The organism is Noviherbaspirillum aerium, assembly GCF_008929045.1.
GTDB lineage: Bacteria > Pseudomonadota > Gammaproteobacteria > Burkholderiales > Burkholderiaceae_D > Noviherbaspirillum > Noviherbaspirillum aerium.
Genome location: NZ_VFAH01000002.1, coordinates 358308 through 376693, shown reverse-complemented (window position 1 = coordinate 376693; position 18386 = coordinate 358308). Strand labels below are relative to the sequence as shown.

Sequence of the window (18386 nt, the reverse complement as noted above, 5' to 3'; positions counted from 1 at the left end):
GATCCCTTGCGGCATGAGCTGAGGTGGGATTGCATGAGAACTTCGATCGTGAAGTTTTGAAGTCGACCGCCTGTCCGTGTTAATGAGCACGAACAAGTACGAATAAGCACGAATGAGCAGGAGCGAAAAAAAACCCGCAGGCCTTAGCGGGCTGCGGGTTCAATCCAATTCAAGGAGAGTTGGAGGAGACGGGAGCAACTATAGCGGTGGACATGCTCACTGTCTGCTTTATTTCTTGCATATGAGGTATTCAGTTTGCTTATATAACACGGCTGGCGCCGTGTGCTTTGGCGCTCCGGCCTGTACCAATGCGACATCGGAGACGCCACCGACCGTCACGCCACCTCCGTCTTACCTCCGCCCCCTTTGTTCTACGTCAAACGCATCCCGGCAATTCGGTAGCAAATTTAGCAGCATGTAATGTCATTTCCGGGCGGCGTCATGACCCGGTACTGGCATGAATGGATAAATCGCCTATCCCGGCAACATGCGCTGCAGCTGGAGCGGATCACCGGGCACTGATGATCTATCGTTGTTTGCGAACGACGCACGGCTGAAGGTGATTTGAACCATCATGAACATCAATGATGAGCGCACGGCGTCACCCATGGCCGGTGACCCATCCGACCGGGTGCGCACCCATGCCAATCCGGGCGAGGGGAATGCGCATGGCGACATGCGCAGCAGCACCGACGATCCGCAATGGGGCGGCCTGCACGGCGGATGGAATGCTCCCGACGATACCGGCGCTTATTCCCGATCGATGCCGCCGTTTGCCGTTCCTGCCGGGCGCTCGGATTACACCAGGCATGAATCGGCCTTTTTCCTCGACTACTTGAGAAACAACCTGCCTGCCATCCTGATTGTCTGCATCGTCGCGGCGGCGATCGGCGTGGCGGCCGGGGTCTATTTTGCGGCCGGACCCGATGGCCATGCCGCCGTATCAAAGCCGGCAGAGGCGAACCCGAGGCCGGTCCGTATATCGGAGTCGCCATCGCCTTCCGAAAAGATGATGCTTCGCATTGAAGAGATGCGGAAGATCGCCGCCGAGGATGCTGCGGACACGGGTGCCGTTGCCTCCGGTCCCGGCGCCGGCAGCCCGCTGACCGCGGTCGGGCGTACGGAAAAAGCCAGTGATAAAGGTATGGAAGCGCAACTGCCGCAACCAGCCACGACGAACCAGCCGGGTCGTCCGTGCACCGCCGCCTCCATGGCGCTTGCACTTTGCGATCACCAGTGAAGCCGGCATGGGCTGCGACTTTTTGTCGAGACGATGTGTTGCGCGGTAGGGTTCAGAAGGGAGGCCATTCATGAAAATGTCTGTGTTAATGCTTTGCCTGTTGCTGACAGCGCTGCGTCCTGTGCATGCCCAGTCGGAATTCAAGATCGTGACCGCCTCGGAGCGCGGCACCTACATCCAGATAGGGCGTGATCTGGCGAAGTGGGCCGCCCAACCGGCGAAGATCGACATGGAAGTGCTGCCCTCGAAAGGCTCCTCGGAAAATGTGCAGCGCCTGCGGTTCGAACCCGGTGTCAGGCTGGCGCTGGTGCAGTCCGACGTATACCAGGCTTTCGTCGATCAGGCGGTTGGCGGCAATGCCGCGGCCGGCCGGATGATCAGCCCGCTGCGGGTCGTGCTGCCTCTGTACAACGAAGAGATTTATTTCGTCACGCGTGCCGACTCGCCGCTCACCTACATTCATGAGCTCAAGGACAAGAAGATCAATGTCGGTCCGGTGGGCAGCGGCACTGCGCTCAGCGCGACCACGCTATACCGTCTCATGTTCGGTGCTGCGCTGCCGGAAGCCAACGCCAGCTATCTGTCCAATGAAGATGCGCTGCTCAAGCTCACCAGCGACAAGTCCCTCGATGCCGTCATCATCGTTGCCGGGCAGCCGGCGAAGCTGTTCACCGAAATGAAGCCGGAAGCGCGGAAGTATATCAAGCTGCTGCGGCTGGATGACAATGCGAAGGAGACCGAGCGTGCCGTGGCAACCTACTTTCCCGCCACGATACGTACCGCCAGTTATCCGAACTGGATGTCCGAAGACGTGCCGACGCTGTCGGTGAAGGCCTTCCTCGTCACCTACAATTACGGCAACGAATCCACCCAGACGAATCTGAAGCATTTCGCCGAGGCGCTTTGCGCCAACTTCGATACCCTGCAGGCGGAAGGACATCCGAAGTGGAAGGAAGTGCAGCTCGACATGCCGGCACTGGGCAAGGGCTGGAAATACTTCGCTCCGATGGAACGGACGCTGCGCACCTGCATGGCGCAGCGCACCCGCGCCGTACCGGCGGCAATGCAGGCTCCGGTGAAGAAAGATTGCAGCCAGCAGGAAAAGGTGCTCGGCCTGTGCCGGATGTAATGCCGCGCCTTCGGCGAAGACATGCAATTTGCGGGCGCAATGCAATGCCGGAGCGTCTTGCATGGTCGCGCTGCCGTACAAGCCCAAGTCATGGCAACATGGTTGAGATCAATGGATTGATTCAATGCACAAGGCTGGGCCTGCACCTCAGGAGTCCATGGCCGGGCCATCAACAATGATGGCCGGGTGCAACCCGGGCAGCCGGAAAAGATGCGGCCCCATGTGATGCAATGGCTCCGGATCGGTATTACTTCCCTGTTGCCGCCAGAGGGAAGCCCAGCAATCCCTGATCCTGCGTATTCCAGATCAGGCTGATGCGTTTGCCGTCGCTGACCAGATGGGGCTGGTCCGATGCGCCGGACGTCCTTGCCAATTCCCGCTCCGACCAGGATGCGCCGCCGTCCGCCGACAACCTGGCAATGATCGAGGTTGCCTTGCCGTCGAACTGCTTCCATGCGACCGCAACATGCTTGCCGGCGGCCGCGACATCAGGATGCGAAGCCTGCTCGGATCCCAGGCGCAAAGGCCGCTTGATCGTGCCGTCGCCAGGGACGCTTCCATAGAACGCGCCGCCGCCTTGCTCCTTGCCGTTGAACCAGACCTGGTGCCGCCGCCCGTCATCGCCAAAGGCCAGCGACGGACCATGGTGGGGACAGGCATCAATCCGCCAGTCATCCTGCGTGACGCGCTTGAGTGCGCCGGCCTTCCCATCCGGCGCCAGTTCCGAGAGTGCGTGATCGCGGGCATTCGGCGCAAAGACATGCCGCCACATCACCACCGGCTTGCCCTGCTGATCCAGTGCAATGCCGATGCGGCAGCATTCGCAGGCATTATCGGCAACGCGGTAATCGCCTTTGAAACTTGCTCCGCGGTCCTCCGACACAGCGTAGTACACGGCCGAACCGGCATAACGCCGCTGCTTTTCCTTGGCCTCTGCCGCACCCCGGCCGTCGATCCACGCGATGTAGATGCGTCCCGCGTGATCGACAGCCATGCTCTCGAAACTGTGCGTGATGCGGTCCCGGTTCGCATGGACGGTCATCGGCCGGGAAAAGGTCTTGCCGCCGTCCTGCGATCGGATGAACCGGATGTCGCCGATATGTGGCGGTGCCACCGTGCTGGTGTAACTGACATAGATGTCGCCCGCTGGCCCCATCACGATATGCGGGCGGGCTTCGCCGCGGGCGGTAATGGGTTCGGAGGGATTGTCGATGCGCCGCTGTGCCGACCATGTCTTGCCGCCATCGCCCGACGTCCGCAGGGCAAGGGCCTGGTCCCCCTTGTCGGCCTGCCTTGTGACGGCCCACAGCGTGCCGTCGGCGGCGAAGGCCGCGTCGGCTCCGAGTTCCGGCCTGGCTGCATGGCTGCCATGCCCCTGACCATGGCCATGTCCGTCCGCGGCCTGCGCCGACGGAAACAGGGAGATCATGGACAGGAGGCCTGCCGCACATGCCAGCTGCCTGATTGAAATGTTCATGCGTATTTCCTTTCTTGATAATGCCGGAGCCTCTGGCAACTCATCATCAGCCACGCGCTCCGGGGAGTCGGATCAGTATTTAAGCTCGATGCCCGCATACAGAGAGCGGCCGTCGCCCGGATAGAACTGCCTGCCGTCGAGTCCGCGTGCATCGGCAAGCACGTTGGTCGTTGCGGCATATATCTTGTCCGTCAGATTCCTTGCATCGATGAACCACGACATGCCCTTGCCCAGCGCCTGTCCGACCTTCAAGCCGATCACGCCATATCCCGCCGCCTTCAGCGTATTCGCATGGTCGACCATGGAAGCGGAAGCCGCTCGCAGGCTGGGCCCGAAATACAGGCCGTTGCCGGCGCGGTATAGCACTTCGGCGGCGGCAAACTGCCGCGGCACCCCGGCCAGGCGCCTATTGCCGTAGCTGCGGTCGCCGTCGAAGCGGAAATCATTGAGCTGATAAGCAAGACGCAGCGTCCAACGGTGGCCGATATCCGCTTCCGCTCCGGCTTCGATGCCCTGATGTATGGTCCTGGCCGCATTGGTAGTGCCGAGGGGATTGCCGGCGGGATCGTTGAGCGCCAGCAGTTCATTTTTCACGCGCGCGCGATACAGCGCCACATCCCAGCGGAGGGCGCCCCATGCATGACTGCGTTCCCCGCGCGTTCCCGCTTCGATGCTCCGCGCACGCTGAGCGGCGACCGGCGTCACGCTCGGTCCTCCGGCCAGCTCGCCAAAGCTTGGCGGCTCGTAGCTGCCGCTCACGTTGGCGAATAGTTGCGTCTTCGAATCAAGGTCCTGCCGCACGCCGATTTTCGGGGATGCATGCCGAAAACGCGCATCGACGCTGTTGTCGCCGTCTCCGAGGAAGCGGTCTTCGAGCTTGCGCGTCGCATGGACGGCCTGCAGTCCGGTGACGAGCGCGGTGGACGGCAGCAGATAAAGCTGGTTCTCCGCGAACAAGGTCATGTTACCCGAGCGCTGTTGCGATTCGCCGGTACGCGCGCCGGGTTGGCCGCCGACATTGCGGAAACGGTCATCCTGCAGCCGCCCCGCGGCCAGCGAGGCGCCGACGACAAGCTGGTTCCGGCGGCCAAACACCTGTTGCCGGTCGATGTAGCGGACCGAGATGCCGTAGTCATCCGAATCCTGCCTGAGCACCTGAAAGATGGGATGGAACAGCGACTTGCGCGAATAAAATGCGCCGAACTCGAGCCGGCGGTCATCATCGATGACAATGCCGGTACGGTTCGACAGGCGGACCAGATCGAAGTCGCGATGCTGATCGCCGGTCACTGCCGCAGGGTCGGCCCGGCGGGGCCCGCTTCGCATCTCGGCGCCGGTCAATGCACCCGGCAGTTCGGAATTGCTCTTCACCGCATTGACGAAAAATCGGGTTTCCATCGCGTCGCCAAGCTGCCAGCCCAGATTGCCGGAGATGCGCCGGGTATTCTGCCGCGCATGAGCACGGTAGCCGTCCTGATGAAATTCCGATCCGGCAAGAAACCAGTCCACCGTATCGCCATGGCCTGCCGCCGACACCTGGGCGCGCCGGTAATCGAAGCTGCCGGCTTCGACGCGTGCGGCAAAGGCGGGCGATGCCAGCGAGCTCAGGCCCGAAGGGCTGATGAAGTTGATCGCGCCGCCCAGCGTGGTCGAGCCGTACTGCAATGCATTCGCACCGCGATACACCTCGACATAACGGGCGGACAAGGGCTCGACCGCCTGGAAGTCGACACTGCCGTCGGCAAGATTGAGCGGAACGCCGTCCTGCAGCAGCTGAATGCCGCGCATGTGAAAGGTGCGTTGCAGCCCGGAGCCGCGTATCGACAGCCGCGTTTCCTCGGCACCGAAGCGGGGCGCCGCGAATACGCCGGGCGCAAACTGCAATGCATCGGACAGGGTGGAAACCCGTCCTTCCTTGTACTGTTCCGCATCGACGATGTTGGCGCCGCCCGCCGTTGCGGCAATGTGTCGCCTGGCCTCGGTGATGGGGGCAAGCGTCATGCTTTCAACCGGCTGGGCGGTCACCGTGACCGCCGGCAGTACGCTTTCCTGTGCCTGCGCGGAGAGTGCCTGCGCCGCCCATAGCGCGGGCAGCATCCAGCCAGCGGCGCCGATTCTCCTGCGATTTCCATTTATCGATAATGTTCGGGGATGGGGGGCCATGGTTCTTCTGGTTCTCATGGCGGGCCTATCGATTCGTATGGCTGGCGGCACCGGGGGCACCGGAGGCAGCGGAAGCACCGCTCAGCGAGCGCGCCTTCAACTGCACGGAAACGCTCTCCCGTTTTTTATCGGCCGTTTCCACCACCAGCGTCAGCGGCACGGCATCGCCTTCGCCGACGGAGCGCGTCAATCCCACCAGCATGATGTGATACCCGCCGGGTTTGAGTTCGACCGCCTGGCCCGCCGGCAGGGCGATGCCTGCGACCGGGCGCATTTTCATCACGTTGTTCTCCATCTTCATTTCATGGAGTTCCACGGTTTTGGCGATGGGAGACTGAACATCGACCAGACGCGCGTCCTGTTGCGCGGTGATGCGCATGAATGCTCCGGTCGCGGGCTGTTGGGCGACAGTGGCGCGTACCCATGCTTCGGTGACGGCAATCTGCGCCATGGCGGATGCGGACGTGCCGACGAGAAGGGCGGCGGCGATGAGGGAAAGTGGTTTTTTCATGATTGGATCCGGTTGCGACATCGAACACCCGGCAGGCGCAACTGCATGCGGCCGGCCAGGCGAGTAAATGATTGGAGGACAGGGATGCGAGGGCACCGTTGATGCCGGAACGCCGGCTTGCTTCAACGCCGCAAGGCGGCAGGCATCGCACCGTTACCGCGGCATGCAGTACGGTTCCCGGGCCTTCTAGAACCGGTAAGGCGGGGCGCGCGGCTGCGCGGATGCCCATGCAAACAGCGGCCTGGGGGACTGATAGAAGAGGGATGGCAAGGGGAATGGATCGAGCGGCAGATATGCCGCCAGGTCCGTCATCGGCGGCAGGCCATGCGAGTCGGCTTGCAACCGGCAATACGAACAGTCTTCGCCATGAGGATCATGCTTGTCCGGGGACGATGTTTCGCTCTTGTGGACGTCGACCATGACGACAGTCTTCACCGTCGATGTGGTGCAGATCTCGGTCGGTATGGACACGATGGCACGCTTGCCTGCCATGGAAGAATGAAAAACCGACGGCAATACCGAAGCAAACAGAAGCGCAATACATGCGATCCATGCGGCAAGGTATCCTGTCTGTCGGCTGATGATCATGCGGACATTTTAGCATTGCGGGTTTTCGCTTCCGGTGCGACGCAAGGCCGGACGCGCCATGGTGTTTGATCAGCTTCAATGTCGGCATCCATGCATGATCGGCGTCGCCGGTATTCTTTCGTTTTGCGGCAATGGAAACAGGCCGCAATTCAAGGCGATAGCGCCTATCTCAGGGTGCTTATATACGGACGCCGCCTTGTTTGCCAGAATAGAGCAGTCCACTAGATTAACGATGGAACACACATTGGATGGAGAACATTTTGCAGCGCACGCTTCCCATGTTCACCGCCTTGCTTTTGTGCAGCCTTTCCCAGGCTGCCGAAGTGCATGTCGCGGTCGCCTCGAATTTCAGTGCTCCGATGAAGGCAATCGCAGCGCAATTCGAAACGGATACCGGGCACAAGGTCATGATCAGTAGCGGAGCGACCGGCAAATTCTATGCGCAGATCCGCAATGGCGCGCCTTTCGAACTGCTGCTCGCAGCGGATGACGAAGTGCCCGCGAGGCTGGAAGCCGAAGGCCTGGGTATTGCGGGCAGCCGCTTCACCTATTCGATCGGCAAGCTGGTGTTGTGGAGCGCCAGGCCGGGCCTCGTCGACAGCCAGGGCGAGGTGCTGAAGAAGGCGGCATTCGACAAGCTGTCCATCGCCAATCCGAGGCTTGCGCCCTATGGCGCCGCAGCGGTGGAGGTGATGAAGTCGCTCAATGTGTATGCAGCCGTCGAGCCGAAGCTCGTCATGGGGGAGAACATCGCCCAGACCTATCAGTTCGTCCATGCAGGCAATGCCGCGCTGGGCATGGTGGCAATGTCGCAGGTGTACGAAGACGGAAAACTCAGGTCCGGGTCGGCTTGGATCATACCTTCACAGCTCTACCGGCCGATCCGGCAGGATGCGGTGCTGCTGCAAAAAGGCGCCAACAATCCGGCGGCGCGAGAACTGATCAGGTTCCTGAAGGCTGAGAAGGCCAGGGACGTGATGCGGCGCCATGGCTACGAAGTGCAGGACGGATCGTCGATCCGGTAACTGTCCCAAGCGGCTCCATTACGTGTGATCGCGTCTTTCTCCTCCCGGCCAGCATAAAGCCGTTGATGACATCCTCCGGCGGGCCGGCACATCGCCGTTTCCATAGCAAAACACAGACGATAGAACTTCGAGACGGTGACGGAGTGCTTGGAAACGCTCTGCTAATTTCCGCGCTAAAAACCGGGGACTGCCGAAACGGTTCGTCTTCCTCCATGTTTGTCAGCTGACATGATGTCACCTGGCGCTGCAGGCCGGGATTATCTGTGTACCGATATCCTGCTTGTCCATACCCAAAGAATTCGGCTTGACGATGGCTCACGAGGCGGAAAAGGCTGCTCAAGAAGAAAATGCGTATAATTCTCATTTAGATTTAAGGTGTGGACGGCCTGCGCGTGCTCCGGCTCCCTGCCTCAACCAATAACAGTCCCGAAACTGCCATGAATGCGCCACGCCGACTATTTGCTCTTGCTTTTTTCTTCTTTTTCACCCAGCTGGCCTGTGCGCAAACATCCGGACAGGCGACGGAAGACAAGGCGAGGCAGATCTGGCAGTTGCTCGACTATATGGCGGTCGATTACGGCGGCGCCGTGGCGGACGGCAACATCACGAACGCGGACGAATACGCCGAAATGCAGGAGTTTGCGCAGGTTGCCCTGCGCCAGCTCGCAGAGCTTCCCGACAAGCCGGAACGCAAGGCCTTGCTGCAACGTGCCACGGCGCTGAAGTCCCTTGTTGCCAACAAGGCGGCACCGGCAGATGTGGGCATGCATGCGCGCGGCCTGGCCCAGGCGCTGCTGGCCAGCTATCCGGTGCCCATGGCGCCCGCTACCATTCCCGGCCTGCGGCAGGGGGCCGCGCTGTATCAGGCGCAATGCGCATCCTGCCATGGTGCGGAAGGGCGCGGCGACGGTCCGCTGGCAGCCAGACTGGATCCTCCCCCAATCGCATTCACCGACCGCGAGCGCGCTCGTGAACGCAGCCTGTTTTCCCTGTACCAGACCATCAGCCGCGGCGTCGAAGGCACTTCCATGCCGGCGTTTGCGTCGCTCACTGACGAAGAGCGCTGGGCAATGGCGTTCTACATTTCCACGCTGGCGTATCAGGACAAGGAGCGCGCAGCCGGCGCGCAGCTCTGGCAAGCGGATCCTTCGCTGAAGACCGCGATTCCCACGCTGAAGGCATTGACGCAAGCCTCCGAATCGGAGCTGGCCAAGTCGCTGCAGGCGGAAAAGGCCGCGGCGCTGCTTGCTCACCTTCGAAGCCATCCCGAGGTCTTTGATCAAACCGGCGGCGGGATCGATGGCAGTGTCGCGCTTGCGAAGAAGCGGCTGCAGGAAAGCCTCGCCGCATTGGAAAACAGTGATCGGGCGAATGCCACCCGGCTCGCCTTGTCGGCCTATCTCGATGGATTCGAGCCGGTGGAGCCGGCGCTGGCAGTCAAGAACGGGGACTTGCTTGCCGCCATCGAGAAGAACATGGGTGCCTACCGCGCCGCCGTCAGCGCCGGTGACCCGGTGCAGGCGCGCAGCGCAAACGCACAGTTGCAGGCCCAGTTGGATCAAGTGCAGGCGGCATTGAAAACCGCCAGTGACGACCCTGCCGGCATCTTCCTCGGCGCCCTGACGATTCTGCTGCGGGAAGGCATCGAAGCCCTGCTGGTGGTGGTGGCAATGATCGCCTTCCTCAAGAAGGCCGATCGACGGGACATGCTGCCGATAGTGCACGCCGGGTGGGCGGCTGCGCTGGCCGGCGGCGGCCTGACCTGGTTCGCGGCAACCTACCTCGTGGAAATCAGCGGTGCGAGCCGGGAACTTACCGAAGGATTTTCCGCCATTTTCGCGGCCGTGGTGCTGCTTTGCGTCGGCATCTGGATGCATGGGAAAAGCGCGGCCGGCCGTTGGCAAGCCTATATCCGCGACAAGCTGTCAACGGCCATGACGCGCCAGTCGGGGCTCATGCTTTTCCTGCTGTCCTTCATTACCGTCTACCGCGAAGTCTTCGAAACCGTGCTGTTTTATGCAGCCATGTGGAGTGAGGGAAACGGCGCTTATCTGCTATCGGGTTTCGCTACGGGCGTCGCCGTCCTGGCTGTCATTACCTGGGTCATGCTGCGCACCTCTTCACGGCTTCCGATCGGGAAATTCTTTGCCGTCAGTTCGGCGCTGGTGGCACTTCTGTCCTTTGTGTTGATCGGCAAGGGCGTGGCCGCTCTGCAGGAAGCCGGCGTGCTGGATGTTTATCCTGTTGCCGCACCGAGCATTGATCTGCTTGGCATCTATCCGACTTTGCAGTCATTGCTGGCCCAGCTGGCGGTCGTGCTCGTCATCGCGGCGAGCATGATATTCAATGCACGCGCCAACCGGCTGCGGCGGCAAGCAATCTAGTGGTGCCAATCAAGTATTCGTTGGTTAAATGATGAACAGGAATCGCGCCGATAGCGCGTCGACAATTCATTCATGACTCACACGACTAGCGGCGAACAATAACCAACACCGGCGTACCGCCGGCGCGGATGAGTGTCCGCGATGATTTCGATGCATTTTTTCACGCAAGCCAGCAACAGTCTTCCGACCATAGCCAGCCACCATCAATTAAATAACAACAGGGAGGGCCGATGGCTATCACAACAAACAGGCTGGCGCTGCTCGCGGCGCTGGCTATTCAGCAGGCATTTCAGACAACACAGGCGCAGGTCGCCGCCGCCGAGACGGAGGCAATGCTGCCTGCCGTTCGGGTAAGCGGGTCGCGCGACCTGCCCCCGACCTACAATGCGCCGACCGCGAACACCGCGACCAAGATCGAAGCGCCCCTGCGCGATATTCCGCAAGCGGTCAACGTGGTGCCGCAGCAATTGCTGCGTGATCAGCGCGCGACTTCCATGCAGGATGCAATGAAGATGGTGCCGGGCATCGGCCTGTCGCATGGTGACGGACAGCGCGACCAGGTCACCATACGCGGCTTCACCGCCATCGCCGATCAATTCATCGACGGCCTGCGCGACGACGCGCTGTATTTCCGCGATCTGTCGAACATCGAGCAGGTCGAAGTGATCAAGGGGCCCGCTTCCGTGCTGTATGGCCGCGGTTCCTCCGGCGGCCTGATCAACCGCATCAGCAAGAAACCCGGCATCGACAGGAGCGAAGTCGTCACGCAGATCGGCAGCGACAATCAGCGCCGCGGGGAATTCGACCTGGCGCGCAGCTTCAGTGACAGCGGCATCGCCTTCCGCGTGACCGGCGCGATCGAACGCGCCGACAGCTATCGCGACCAGCAGTTTCTGAACCGGGAAGCCATCTCGCCCTCGCTCTCGGTCAAGCTCGGCGCCCAGACCGACTTGCTGCTGCAGGCGGAATACCTGTCCGACCGCCGCGTCACCGATTTCGGCATCCCCGCCTACCGGGGGCGCCCGGTCGATGTCGCGGCCAGCGCCTACTATGGCGCACGCAATGCGCGCGACGTCGATACTTCGCAGGCCGATGTCACCGCGCTCGGCTTCACGCTGGCGCACCGCTTCAGCGATACGCTGTCGCTGCGCAATGCATTGCGCCACTATGATTACAAACTCAATCGCAACAATACACTGGTCGGATCGGTCAGCGAAACCGCATTGACTGCTTCCCTCAACCGCAGCAATGTGCGGCGCGAGGAAGACGGCTATTTCAACCAGACCGAACTGCAGCAGAAGCTCGCGCTTGGCGGCACGGTTCACCAGATGCTCTATGGCGTGGAAATCGGCAAGCAGGACAAGGACCAGCTGTTCCGCACCCAGACCAACATCGCCACCGTTGCCCTGTTCAACCCGGTGCTGCCCATCCTGCCCCTGAATGTCAGCGCCGCGCCATCGACCGACAATCTCGGCATCCTCACCACCAGCAGCGCCTATGTGCAGGATCTGATGACCCTGTCCAGTCAATGGAAAGCGCTGGCCGGCATCCGTTATGACCGGTTTGAACAGGAAACCCGCGAGCGGCGCGCCGGCCAATCCAACCTGGCCCGCACCGATACCGCATGGAGTCCGCGCGCCGGCCTGGTATATCAGCCGGCGGCGAACCAGTCTTACTATCTGTCGATGAGCAGGTCGTTCCAGCCGTCGGGCGAGATTTTCCCGCTTGCCGCCAACAACGCGCAGCTGGCGCCGGAAGAAACGACCAACAAGGAGATCGGCGCGAAATTCGATTTCCTCGACGGCCTTGCCTCGGCCACGGCCTCGCTGTTCCGCCTGGAGCGAACCAATATCAAGGCGACCGACCCGAGCAACACCAGCCGGCTGATCCCCATCGGCGTGCAGCGCAGCGACGGCTTCGAGCTGACCTTCACCGGCGATTTGCCGCGGGGCTGGCAGCTCTGGGCCGGTTATGCCTACATTGATGCGAAGGTCACCACGTCCACCGCAATCGATGCGGGGCAATCCGTGCAGGGCAAGCGCGCGACACTGACGCCGCGTCATAGCGCCAATCTGTGGGCGACCAAAAACTTCGGCGGCGGCTACCGGGCCGGCGCCGGCTTCAATTACGTGGGCGACCGCTTTGCCAATCCGGGCAATACCGTGACCTTGCCATCCTATACCACGGTGGATGCGATGCTCGGATACCGATTCAACAAGCTTGACCTGCAGCTCAACATCAACAATCTGTTTGATCGCGGCTACATCGTTTCCGGCCATGGCAGCGCGGCAAATCTCAATCTGCCTGGCGCGCCGCGCAATGTTCAGTTGACTGCCCGTTACAACTTCTAGGCGATGCCCCTCCTTGCATCCTCCTCCATGTTCCTGCTTACCGCTGATTGACTGCAATGCCCATGTCCGAAACATCCGTTGCCTATAAATCGCTGCCGCATCAAGCCGACCAGGCCGATGCGGAAAATCGCCGACTTGCCCGCAAGCGCCCGCGGAGCAGAAAGGCGGTCTTCCTGACATGGTTGCGCAAGACGCATCTGTATGTCGGCTTGTGGGGCGCGGTGCTCGGGCTGCTGTTCGGCGCCACCGGCATTCTGCTCAATCATCGCGCCATCATGAAAATTCCGGTGGAGAAAACCAGGCAGCACACAGTGCAGCTCCAGGTTCCGCAGCAAGGCTTCACGTCTCCCGCAGACATGTCTGCCTGGCTTCAGCGCGAACTCAGGTTTTCACCCGTGTCGCCGCCGGTCATGCGTTCGCATGCTGGACAAACCTTCGTCTTCAACGAAACGGAGGTCGCGCAGCCGCAGCGATGGACCGTCACCATGAACCGGCCGGAAGGCGGCCTGAGCGCAGAGTATTTTGTCGGCAACCGTTTCATGAAGGTGGACCAGACCGACGCCACGCCGATCGGCATGCTGGTCCGGCTGCATATGGCGGTCGGCGTCAATGCGTTCTGGGTGCTTCTGTCGGATACGATTGCCGCCGGCATGATTGTTTTGTCAATTACCGGCCTGCTGCTGTGGACGCAGCTGCATACCGTGCGCACCGCAGCGACGCTTGCCAGCATCGGCGCACTGTTGCTTGGCCTATGGTTCATGTGGACGGTATGAGTCTGGCATGATCGCCGCACCTTCCCGAAAGATTGTGCTTTTGCAAACCGTAACAAGCCTGGGGACGGCAAGGACGGGGGCATCCTTGTTGCATCCTGAACGTCCACAGGTGCGGCGAATTCGATGCGGCGGGTCTTCCGTCGGTCCTGATGCTTTCCTTGCCATGGAAAAACGTCTATCCTCTCCATATCAACCCGGTGCGAGCCGGTGCGAACATAACGAGAATGCTGCGCAATCGGAGAAGATTTGGAGACCGAGAACAAGACCGATGAGGTCCGGAGTGCGCTAACACAGCTACGCTTCCTCAAGAGCAGTCTTTGGCTGATCATCGGCTGGCCCGTGGCCTGCATGGCGCTTGCCGCCGCGGTATGGATGCTGTCCCTGTCACGGGTCCAGGCCGAGAAAGACAACAGCCGCGAGCAGGCATTCCGTGATGCTCGTTCCCTTGCCAGTTCCTATGCCGAGCAACTGTCCCGCAGCGCCGACCATCTCGACCAGATTACGCTGACGCTGTCGTATTACTGGAAGCAGAGCGGCGGCAAGCTGCGGCTTGAGGAGCAGGCCGGCCAGGGCTTGTATCCGGTCAGCGACGATTTTTCTCTCGGCGTCGTGGACAAGCATGGCAAGGTAGTCACAGGCCTGCTCAAGCGCCCCGGCAACGTCGACTTGTCCGACCGCCCTTATTTCCTGGCGCACAAGAACGGTCAGGCAACCGGTCTGCAAATTTCGCGGATCGAGCATGGCCGCATTGTCGGCAAGCCCATCGTGATTTTCAGCCGTGCGCTGACCGACAGCCAGGGCCGTTTCGACGGCATCGTCTACGCGGGCGTCGCGCCCGCATTCCTTGCCTCTTTCTATGAGAAGGCTTCCGAGGGATCGAACGACGTGCTTGCCGTGCTCAACGACAAGGGCGATATCATCGCCTTGAAGGCTGGCAAAAATCTGCGCCAGTATTCAAGGCTGTCGACCGCTCCGGCGGTTTTCAAGCGTGCACAAGGCACCGAGGTGGCTCCCGCCGAGCGGTTCGTGGATGGCAGATCGCGCATCGTTGCCTGGCAAAAGCTCGAAAAATATTCTTTCGTTTCCGTCGTGGCGATGGCGGAGGAAGATGTGTATGCCACTTACGAGGCGCTGCGCCGCGATTACATGGGACTCGCGGCTGGCGGAGTGGCGCTGCTGGGACTGCTCGGCATCATGGGAAGCATCTTCTTCGGCCGGCTGGCATGGCGCAAGCACCAGACTGCGGTCATTACCGATACCTACCGTCTTGCAACAGAGGGCGCGCAGGAAGGCTTCTTCATGGCCCGGGCGCTGTATGGAAACGATCACCGGATCACCGATTTCGTCGTCGAAAACTGCAATGAACGCGGCGCGCGCATGCTGGGGCTGGACAAGCACCGGGTGCTGGAGATGCGCTTCTCGCAACTCTATTCCGGAAAGATGGGGGACCGCGTCATGCAGGTCTACCGGGACGCAATGCAGAAGGGATTCCATCAGGATGAATTCCGCATGCCGATCAACGGCACCCAGGTCTGGGTTCACCGGCGGCTGGTGCGTTCCGGTGACGGTATCGCCATCACCATGCGCGATATTACGCAGAGCAAGCAACATGAACGTACGCTGAACGATCTCGCCAACCGCGATGCGTTGACCCAGCTTCCCAACCGCCACTGGCTCTCCCAGCATCTCCCGCTGCTGCTCAGGCAAGCCGAACAGCAGCAGGCCTCTCTCGCGGTACTCTATCTCGATCTCGACAATTTCAAGGACGTCAACAACTCCATGGGGCATTCGGCGGGAGACGATATTCTTCGCCAGGCCGGCCAGCGCATGCTTTCGGTATTGCGTCCCGGCGATCATGTGGTGCGCCTCGGCGGCGATGAATTCACCATCGTCCTCGGCCGGGTCCCGACCCGGGAGGATGCCTCCAATGCGGCGGCGCGCATCCTGCGCCTGCTCTCCGTTCCGTTCCAGGTAACCGGCGGCTTCGAATACACGATGCAGGCATCGGCGGGCGTGAGCCTGTTTCCGGAAGACGGTACGACGATGGAGGCGCTGCTCAAGCATGCCGACACCGCAATGTACGTGGCAAAGAACAACGGCAAGGGACATTTCGCGTTCTATACCCGGGAACAGACTGAACGAATCGTGAACCGCATCGGCGCCGAACATGCGTTGCGGCATGCGATCGAGAACAGGGAATTTCTGCTGCACTACCAGCCTCGGGTCAATGCCACCACGGGCGAACTGACCAGCATGGAAGCGCTGGTGCGCTGGATGCATCCCGAGCGCGGCATGGTGTCTCCGGGGGAATTCATTCCGCTGGCGGAAGAGACCGGACTGATCGTGCAGATCGGTGAAATCGTGATCGACCGGGCCTGCGCACAGATTGCCGCCTGGCAGAGACAGCAATTGCAGGCGGTCCCGGTCTCCGTCAATGTCTCGCCGAAGCAATTCGCCCATGCCGACTTGAAGTCGGTGCTCATGTCCAGCCTTGATCGCCATGGCGTCGCGCCCTCGCTGCTGGAACTCGAGATTACCGAATCCTGCATGCTGCAGGACAGCCAGAAAGTGGCGGAAGACATCAATGCCATCAAGTCATGTGGCATCCGGGTTGCAGTCGACGATTTCGGCACAGGCTATTCCTCGCTGGCGCAGCTGCAGCGGCTCGACCTTGATGTGCTCAAGGTGGACCAGGCCTTCACCCGCGAGCTCGCCAAGGGCGAGACGGGCGAAGCCTTCTTCATGACCATCGTGTCGATGGCGCATATCCTCGGCATGCATGTGGTGGCCGAAGGCGTGGAGACGGCGGAGCAGCTCCAGGTGCTGCAGGCGCTTGGCTGCAACGAGGTGCAGGGGTATCTGGTTTCGCGCCCGGTGCCGGCGGGCGAGGCAACCCACTTCCTTGTCCGGCGCAGGCTGTTCCGGCACATGACGCAGGAAGTTCAGGCCGACGGGCTGGTACTGCCGGCCTGAACTTCGCGTTGCACTTTCAGGTCAGCGGCGCATCTTCGGCAAGCCGCATCTGCGGCGTGATCTGTCGTGGATCGACGCGCAGTTCGATGACCGCCGGTTTTCCGCTGCGCGCGGCGCGTGCGAAGGCTTCGGGAAACTCTTCATCCGCATTCACCTGTTCCGCATGGGCGCCCATCGAGCGCGCCAGGGCCGCGAGGTCGGGCGGCTGGATGGTGGTTGCGCTGATGCGACCCGGGAAGCGCTTTTCCTGGTGCATGCGGATCGTGCCGTACATGCCGTTGTTTACGATGATGACGATGATGGCCGCGTTGTTTTCCATCGCGGTAACGATTTCCTGCGGATACATCAGGAAGCAGCCGTCGCCGGCGAAGCAGATGACGGTGCGCTCGGGGTGGCGCAGCTTCGCCGCGATCGAAGCCGGCAGCCCGTAACCCATTGCGCCGCAGGTCGGCGCGAGTTCGGTGCGCGGCCGGCGGTACTGATAGAAGCGGTGTACCCAGACCGTATAGTTGCCCGCGCCGTTCGTCAGGATGGCGTCATCCGGCAGCGTCTTGTTGAGATGGTCCATCACGAACGACATGTTGACGCCCTGGTATTTCTCATGCGGCGCAGGCGCCGTGATGAAGGCATCATGTTCGGCGCGCATGCCTTCCGTCCAGGCGGACCATGCGGATGCACCGGACGCAGTGGGGGCCGGCAGGCCGGCCAGCATGGAAGCTGCCTGCGGCATCGATGCATTCATCGCCAGCGCCGGCTGGTAGACGCGGCCGAGCTCGCCGGCGTCGGCATGGATGTGGACCAGGCGCTGCGCCGGCTGCGGCGGCAGGAGATGGGTATAGCCGTTGGTCGTGATATCGCCGAGGCGCGTGCCGACCGCCAGTATCAGGTCGGCCTGCTGCACGCGCGCCGCCAGCGTGGGATTGACTCCCAGGCTGAGATGGCCGACGTAATGGCGGTCGCGGTTGTCGAACAGGTCCTGGCGCCGGAAGGCGCAGGCCACCGGCAGGTTCCAGCGCTGGATGAAGCCGGCGAAATCGCGCGTCGCCTGTTCATCCCATCCCATGCCGCCGAGAATGACCAGCGGCTGTTTCGCTGCCTGCAATTCCTGCAGCAGCAATGCGCTGTCCTGCGGCGCCACCGCCGGCTGGGTCGGGCGGCAGGCAGGCACATCCTTTACCGCAAGCATCTCGCCAAGGATGTCTTCCGGCAGCGAGATCACCACCGGGCCGGGGCGTCCCGTGGTGGCGCAGGCAAACGCGCGCGCAATGAATTCCGGAATGCGGGCCGCATCGTCGATTTCCACCACCCACTTGGCAAGCGGTCCGAACATCTGCACATAATCGACTTCCTGAAAAGCTTCACGGCCGAGATGCTCGCGCGCGACCTGGCCGATGAAAAGAATCATCGGTGTCGAATCCTGGAAGGCGATGTGCACACCAATGCTGGCATGCGTCGCACCCGGCCCGCGGGTGACGAAACACACGCCCGGCCGGCCCGTCAGCTTGCCGTCCGCTTCGGCCATGTTGGCCGCCGCGCCCTCATGCTTGGTCACGATGGTTTCGATTTCAGGGACGTCGACCAGTGCGTCGAGCACGTCGAGATAGCTTTCGCCGGGAACGCAAAAAACGCGCTCCACACCCTGAAGTCGAAGCGCATCGACAAGAATGCGGCCGCCGGAGCGGGGCGCCGTGTTTCCGTTTGCCAAGACGGTGTTCATTGCAGCGGTGTCGGGATGGTTCATGGACGGATCATGGAAGTTGAGAGGGAACGGG

Annotated in this window: 12 protein-coding genes; 7 read left to right on the top strand and 5 right to left on the bottom strand. The window is 61.6% G+C overall.

Translation table 11 applies throughout. From position 1 onward, the window contains the following. The first annotated feature begins 574 nt into the window (after positions 1-574). Together FH061_RS04965 and FH061_RS04960 are read left to right on the top strand one after the other, a co-directional pair. A complete protein-coding gene (locus FH061_RS04965; RefSeq protein WP_151633567.1) occupies positions 575-1240 on the top strand; it encodes a hypothetical protein in 666 nt (221 codons plus the stop codon). A 70-nt stretch (positions 1241-1310) separates the two neighbouring features. Then, positions 1311-2369: a TAXI family TRAP transporter solute-binding subunit gene (locus FH061_RS04960; protein ID WP_151633565.1), complete on the top strand. Its 1059-nt coding sequence runs from the start codon at positions 1311-1313 to the stop codon at positions 2367-2369. Between the two features lie 247 nt (positions 2370-2616). Here FH061_RS04960 and FH061_RS04955 read toward each other — a convergent pair whose 3' ends face one another. The 4 genes from FH061_RS04955 to FH061_RS04940 form a co-directional block, all read right to left on the bottom strand. After that, positions 2617-3846 (bottom strand): sialidase family protein, encoded by a 1230-nt coding sequence (locus FH061_RS04955; protein WP_151633563.1) that lies wholly within the window; start codon positions 3844-3846, stop codon positions 2617-2619. Between the two features lie 72 nt (positions 3847-3918). After that, the gene (locus tag FH061_RS04950; protein ID WP_225984488.1) at positions 3919-6027 is read right to left on the bottom strand and encodes a TonB-dependent receptor family protein; all 2109 of its coding nucleotides are present in this window, start codon (positions 6025-6027) and stop codon (positions 3919-3921) included. Positions 6028-6034: 7 nt separating this feature from the next. Further along, positions 6035-6520, bottom strand: coding sequence for a copper chaperone PCu(A)C (locus FH061_RS04945; protein ID WP_151633561.1), 486 nt, complete (start codon positions 6518-6520; stop codon positions 6035-6037). A gap of 186 nt (positions 6521-6706) precedes the next feature. Continuing rightward, the gene (locus FH061_RS04940) at positions 6707-7108 is read right to left on the bottom strand and encodes a DUF2946 domain-containing protein (protein WP_151633559.1); all 402 of its coding nucleotides are present in this window, start codon (positions 7106-7108) and stop codon (positions 6707-6709) included. Between the two features lie 248 nt (positions 7109-7356). Between FH061_RS04940 and modA the strand changes: the two genes are divergently transcribed. The 5 genes from modA (at position 7357) to FH061_RS04915 (ending at position 16614) form a co-directional block, all read left to right on the top strand. Then, positions 7357-8133: a molybdate ABC transporter substrate-binding protein gene (modA, locus tag FH061_RS04935; protein WP_151633557.1), complete on the top strand. Its 777-nt coding sequence runs from the start codon at positions 7357-7359 to the stop codon at positions 8131-8133. A 437-nt stretch (positions 8134-8570) separates the two neighbouring features. Beyond that, complete coding sequence (locus FH061_RS04930) at positions 8571-10517, top strand: cytochrome c/FTR1 family iron permease (RefSeq protein WP_151633555.1); 1947 nt, start codon at positions 8571-8573, stop codon at positions 10515-10517. Between the two features lie 230 nt (positions 10518-10747). Further along, positions 10748-12868 (top strand): TonB-dependent receptor, encoded by a 2121-nt coding sequence (locus FH061_RS04925; protein ID WP_151633553.1) that lies wholly within the window; start codon positions 10748-10750, stop codon positions 12866-12868. A gap of 62 nt (positions 12869-12930) precedes the next feature. Continuing rightward, complete coding sequence (locus tag FH061_RS04920) at positions 12931-13641, top strand: PepSY-associated TM helix domain-containing protein (protein ID WP_192804913.1); 711 nt, start codon at positions 12931-12933, stop codon at positions 13639-13641. Positions 13642-13887: 246 nt separating this feature from the next. Beyond that, on the top strand, positions 13888-16614 hold the full coding sequence (locus tag FH061_RS04915) for a bifunctional diguanylate cyclase/phosphodiesterase (protein ID WP_151633549.1): 2727 nt from the start codon (positions 13888-13890) through the stop codon (positions 16612-16614). A gap of 16 nt (positions 16615-16630) precedes the next feature. Here the strand turns inward: FH061_RS04915 and FH061_RS04910 are convergent, their stop codons facing one another. After that, positions 16631-18355, bottom strand: coding sequence for a thiamine pyrophosphate-binding protein (locus FH061_RS04910; RefSeq protein ID WP_225984487.1), 1725 nt, complete (start codon positions 18353-18355; stop codon positions 16631-16633). Positions 18356-18386: the final 31 nt, after the last annotated feature.

What these genes read in the sequence shown, in the direction of transcription:
- modA (WP_151633557.1), top strand. Translation starts at nt 7,357, where the DNA reads ATGGAGAACATTTTGCAGCGCACGCTTCCCATGTTCACCGCCTTGCTT.
- FH061_RS04945 (WP_151633561.1), bottom strand. Translation starts at nt 6,520, where the DNA reads ATGAAAAAACCACTTTCCCTCATCGCCGCCGCCCTTCTCGTCGGCACG.
- FH061_RS04955 (WP_151633563.1), bottom strand. Translation starts at nt 3,846, where the DNA reads ATGAACATTTCAATCAGGCAGCTGGCATGTGCGGCAGGCCTCCTGTCC.
- FH061_RS04950 (WP_225984488.1), bottom strand. Translation starts at nt 6,027, where the DNA reads ATGAGAACCAGAAGAACCATGGCCCCCCATCCCCGAACATTATCGATA.
- FH061_RS04920 (WP_192804913.1), top strand. Translation starts at nt 12,931, where the DNA reads ATGTCCGAAACATCCGTTGCCTATAAATCGCTGCCGCATCAAGCCGAC.
- FH061_RS04960 (WP_151633565.1), top strand. Translation starts at nt 1,311, where the DNA reads ATGAAAATGTCTGTGTTAATGCTTTGCCTGTTGCTGACAGCGCTGCGT.
- FH061_RS04925 (WP_151633553.1), top strand. Translation starts at nt 10,748, where the DNA reads ATGGCTATCACAACAAACAGGCTGGCGCTGCTCGCGGCGCTGGCTATT.
- FH061_RS04965 (WP_151633567.1), top strand. Translation starts at nt 575, where the DNA reads ATGAACATCAATGATGAGCGCACGGCGTCACCCATGGCCGGTGACCCA.
- FH061_RS04910 (WP_225984487.1), bottom strand. Translation starts at nt 18,355, where the DNA reads ATGAACCATCCCGACACCGCTGCAATGAACACCGTCTTGGCAAACGGA.
- FH061_RS04930 (WP_151633555.1), top strand. Translation starts at nt 8,571, where the DNA reads ATGAATGCGCCACGCCGACTATTTGCTCTTGCTTTTTTCTTCTTTTTC.
- FH061_RS04940 (WP_151633559.1), bottom strand. Translation starts at nt 7,108, where the DNA reads ATGATCATCAGCCGACAGACAGGATACCTTGCCGCATGGATCGCATGT.